Source organism: Streptomyces sp., assembly GCF_050698815.1.
Lineage (GTDB): Bacteria > Actinomycetota > Actinomycetes > Streptomycetales > Streptomycetaceae > Streptomyces.
Map to the genome: position 1 here is coordinate 1 of NZ_JBOHCV010000184.1, position 3,376 is coordinate 3,376.

Annotated in this window: 4 protein-coding genes; 3 read left to right on the top strand and 1 reads right to left on the bottom strand. The window is 74.4% G+C overall.

What is annotated here, in order from left to right; genetic code table 11:
* The coding region (locus tag ACRDP3_RS06810) for a hypothetical protein (protein ID WP_431515922.1) at positions 1-1,181 on the bottom strand (1,181 nt) is incomplete at its 3' end.
* 171 nt (positions 1,182-1,352) lie between these two features.
* Between ACRDP3_RS06810 and ACRDP3_RS06815 the strand changes: the two genes are divergently transcribed.
* From ACRDP3_RS06815 to ACRDP3_RS06825, 3 genes are all read left to right on the top strand, one after another.
* Complete coding sequence (locus ACRDP3_RS06815; protein ID WP_431515923.1) at positions 1,353-2,231, top strand: Nif3-like dinuclear metal center hexameric protein; 879 nt, start codon at positions 1,353-1,355, stop codon at positions 2,229-2,231.
* Entirely contained in the window at positions 2,228-2,971 is a 744-nt protein-coding gene (locus tag ACRDP3_RS06820) for a zinc ribbon domain-containing protein (RefSeq protein ID WP_431515925.1), read from the top strand. Before ACRDP3_RS06815 ends, ACRDP3_RS06820 begins: the two co-directional genes overlap by 4 nt.
* Positions 2,971-3,376, top strand: a 406-nt coding sequence (locus ACRDP3_RS06825) for a reverse transcriptase-like protein (protein WP_431515924.1), incomplete at its 3' end; no start/stop codon positions are given. The genes ACRDP3_RS06820 and ACRDP3_RS06825, both read left to right, overlap by 1 nt.

Here is a 3,376-nt window from a genome sequence, read left to right on the forward strand (position 1 = left end):
GGCGGTCCCTCGGCGGGAGGCGCCGCGGGGAGCGCGGCGGGGAGAGCCGCCTGCGGGCGCGGTGCGGGCCTGCCGACGCGCTCGCCCTCCTCCCCGGCGGCACCGGTTCCGGCGTCCGGACCCGACCCCCGCATCCGCAGCCGGGCCAGTCCGCACGCCACCAGGGCCGTCGCGCAGGGCAGCCGCAGCTCGCCCTCCCGCGTCCACACGCCCTTGCCCGGCAGCCAGCCCGCGGGTGCGGGAAAGCGCCGCAGCTCCTTCCGCATCGGCCGCCACACGCCCAGCCAGGCCGCCTCGTCGCTGCCCGCTCCCACCGGCTGCCCGCGCAGCGCCACCGCGCAGCTCTCCGGCAACAGCATCTGCCCCGGCTGAACGGCGAAGGGCGTGAGCAGCGTGCCCTCGGGACGCAGGGACTCGGGGAAGCGGACCGGGCGGTGGCTGCCCAGGACGCCCCAGCCGAGCCGGTCCTCACCGGGCGCGTCCGACCGCAGGAGCAGCAGGCCGCTGTCCGGGTCGGCCAGCAGCAGGCGGTCGTCGCTGTCCGCGGTGATCTGGAGCAGCGGGCTGACCTCGCCGCCGCGTCCCAGGTCGACGGCGACGGTCTTCGTACGGCCGCTGCCGGCGGTGTCCGTACGGTCGACCGCGAGCAGCCTGCCCTCCCGGTCCAGCCAGGCGCCGCCCGTGCAGTGGCCGGCGACCCGGGCCACGAGCTGCGGGGCGCTGTCGCCGCGGTCCGCCACCAGCCACACGGCGGTGGAGTGTTCGCCGGGGACGAGGGCGTACGCGCGCAGCCCGCACGGTGCGGGCGGCAGCAGCGTGAACTGCTCGGACTGCTCGGATTCCACGGTGCCCAGGCTGACTTCGCCGGTGCCGGGGCCGGTCGGATAGAGCAGTGCGAGCCGTCGGCCTCCCTCTTCGCGCCGGGCGATCAGGACCCGTCCGTCGGTCAGCGGCAGCACCTGGCTGTCCGCTTCCTCGGGCCGGGAGCCGGGCAGTGGCACGGCGTACGGTTCGGGACCGTCGAGCGTCCAGCGCTCGGGATACCAGCCGCCGTCCGCCGACGCGTTGAGCCGGGCCGCGTAGGCGCCGTCGGCCGCGATCGTGAAACTGGTGTGCCTCGCCGTCCGGCTGTTCTTCGTCCGGCTGTCGTTCGTGGGTCTCTCGGTGGCACAGGCAGTCATGATGCGATCACCTCCAGTGAGGAACTAAGAACCTAGGCGTCGGGCCGCCGCCCGAACAACGTGAGTTCGGACGCTTCACGCGGAAGGGTGGCTCTTGTGCGATTTGCCTGCGCGGGCGAGGGCGGGTGTGCACCGGGCGGCGGGGCGCGGGCGGAAGGTAGCCTTTCCCCCGTGCCCGCCCTCTCCGATGTCATCGCCGCGCTCGACGCCCTCTGGCCCCGTGAGCGCGCCGAGGAGTGGGACGCGGTCGGCACCGTCTGCGGTGCCCTCGACAGCCCGGACGCCGAGGTGACCCGGGTCCTCTTCGCCGTCGACCCCGTGCAGGAGATCGCGGACGAGGCGGTCGCGCTGGGCGCCCAACTGCTCGTCACCCACCACCCGCTCTACCTGCGCGGTACGACGACCGTCGCGGCCGACACCTTCAAGGGCCGCGTCGTGCACACACTGATCCGGCACGGCGTCGCCCTGCACGTCGCCCACACCAACGCCGACACCGCCGATCCCGGGGTCTCCGACGCCCTCGCGGGCGCGCTCGGCCTGCGGGTGCTGGGCCCCCTCGTACCGGACCCGGCGGACCCGACGGGGCGGCGCGGCCTGGGCCGCGTGTGCGAACCGGCCCGCCCGCTGCGGCTGTCGGAGCTGACGGCCCGCGCCGCCGAAGCCCTGCCCCCCACCGCGCAGGGCATCCGCGCCGCGGGCGACCCGGACCGGCTGATCCGTACCGTCGCCGTCTGCGGCGGTTCCGGCGACGGCCTCTTCGAGCAGGTGCGCGCGGCGGGTGCCGACGCCTATCTGACCGCCGACCTGCGCCACCACCCCGCCTCCGAGGCCCGCGAGCACTCGCCGCTGGCGCTGCTCGACGCGGCGCACTTCGCCACCGAGTGGCCGTGGTGCGAGCAGGCCGCCGCCCAGCTGGACGCGGTCTCCGACCGGCACGACTGGGGGCTGCGCACGCACGTCTCGCGTACGGTCACCGATCCCTGGACCGCCCACGCGTCCTCATCCGATTCCGCCGACCCCACCGACTTCACCACGGGAGCCCCCAACTGAACGCCCCGCCCGCCGATCAGATCCGCCTTCTCGACGTCCAGGCACTGGACACGCGACTGGCCCAGCTCGCACACAAGCGCAAGAACCTGCCGGAGCACGAGGAGATCCGGTCGCTGGACGGCGACCTCACCCAGCTCCGCGACCTGCTGGTCGCCGCCCGTACCGAGGAGAGCGACACCGCCCGCGAGCAGACCAAGGCGGAGGGGGACGTCGACCAGGTACGCCAGCGCGCCACCCGTGACCAGAAGCGGCTGGACTCCGGCATGGTCACCAACCCCAAGGACCTGGCGAGCCTGCAGAGCGAGATCGCCTCCCTCGCGAAGCGGCAGGGCGACCTGGAGGACGTCGTCCTGGAGGTCATGGAACGCCACGAGTCCGCGCAGGAACGGGCGGCGGAGCTGGCGCGGCGCGTCGACTCCGTACAGGCCCGGGCGCAGGACGCGACGGCCCGGCGGGACGCGGCGCTGGAGGGCATCGACGGCGAGGCCGGGACCGTCGGCAAGGAGCGCGAGGCCGTCGCCGGATCGGTGCCCGCCGACCTGCTGAAGCTGTACGAGAAGATCCGCGAGCAGCAGGGCGGCGTGGGCGCCGCGCGGCTCTTCCAACGGCGCTGCGAGGGCTGCCGGCTGGAGCTGAACATCACCGAGCTGAACGATGTGCGGCAGGCCGCCGAGGACGAGGTGCTGCGGTGTGAGAACTGCCGCCGGGTCCTGGTCCGTACGCCCGAGTCCGGGCTCTGATGGCGGCCCGCGGCGGGAGGGTCTCCTTCGTCGTCGAGGCGGACGGCGGCTCCCGTGGCAATCCCGGGCCGGCCGGGTACGGCGCGGTCGTACGGGACGCGGAGACCGGCGAAGTCCTGCGGGAGACCGCCGAGTTCATCGGGGTCGCGACCAACAACGTGGCCGAGTACCGCGGGCTGGTCGCCGGGCTGCGGGCGGCACACGAGCTGGACCCGGACGCGCCGGTGCGGGTGCGGATGGACTCCAAGCTCGTCGTCGAGCAGATGTCGGGGCGCTGGAAGATCAAGCACCCGGACATGCGGCCGCTCGCCGCGGAGGCGAAGGAGATCTTCCCGCCGGGAGCCGCGGTCCGCTACGAGTGGATTCCGCGCGCGAAGAACAAGCACGCTGACCGGCTCGCCAACG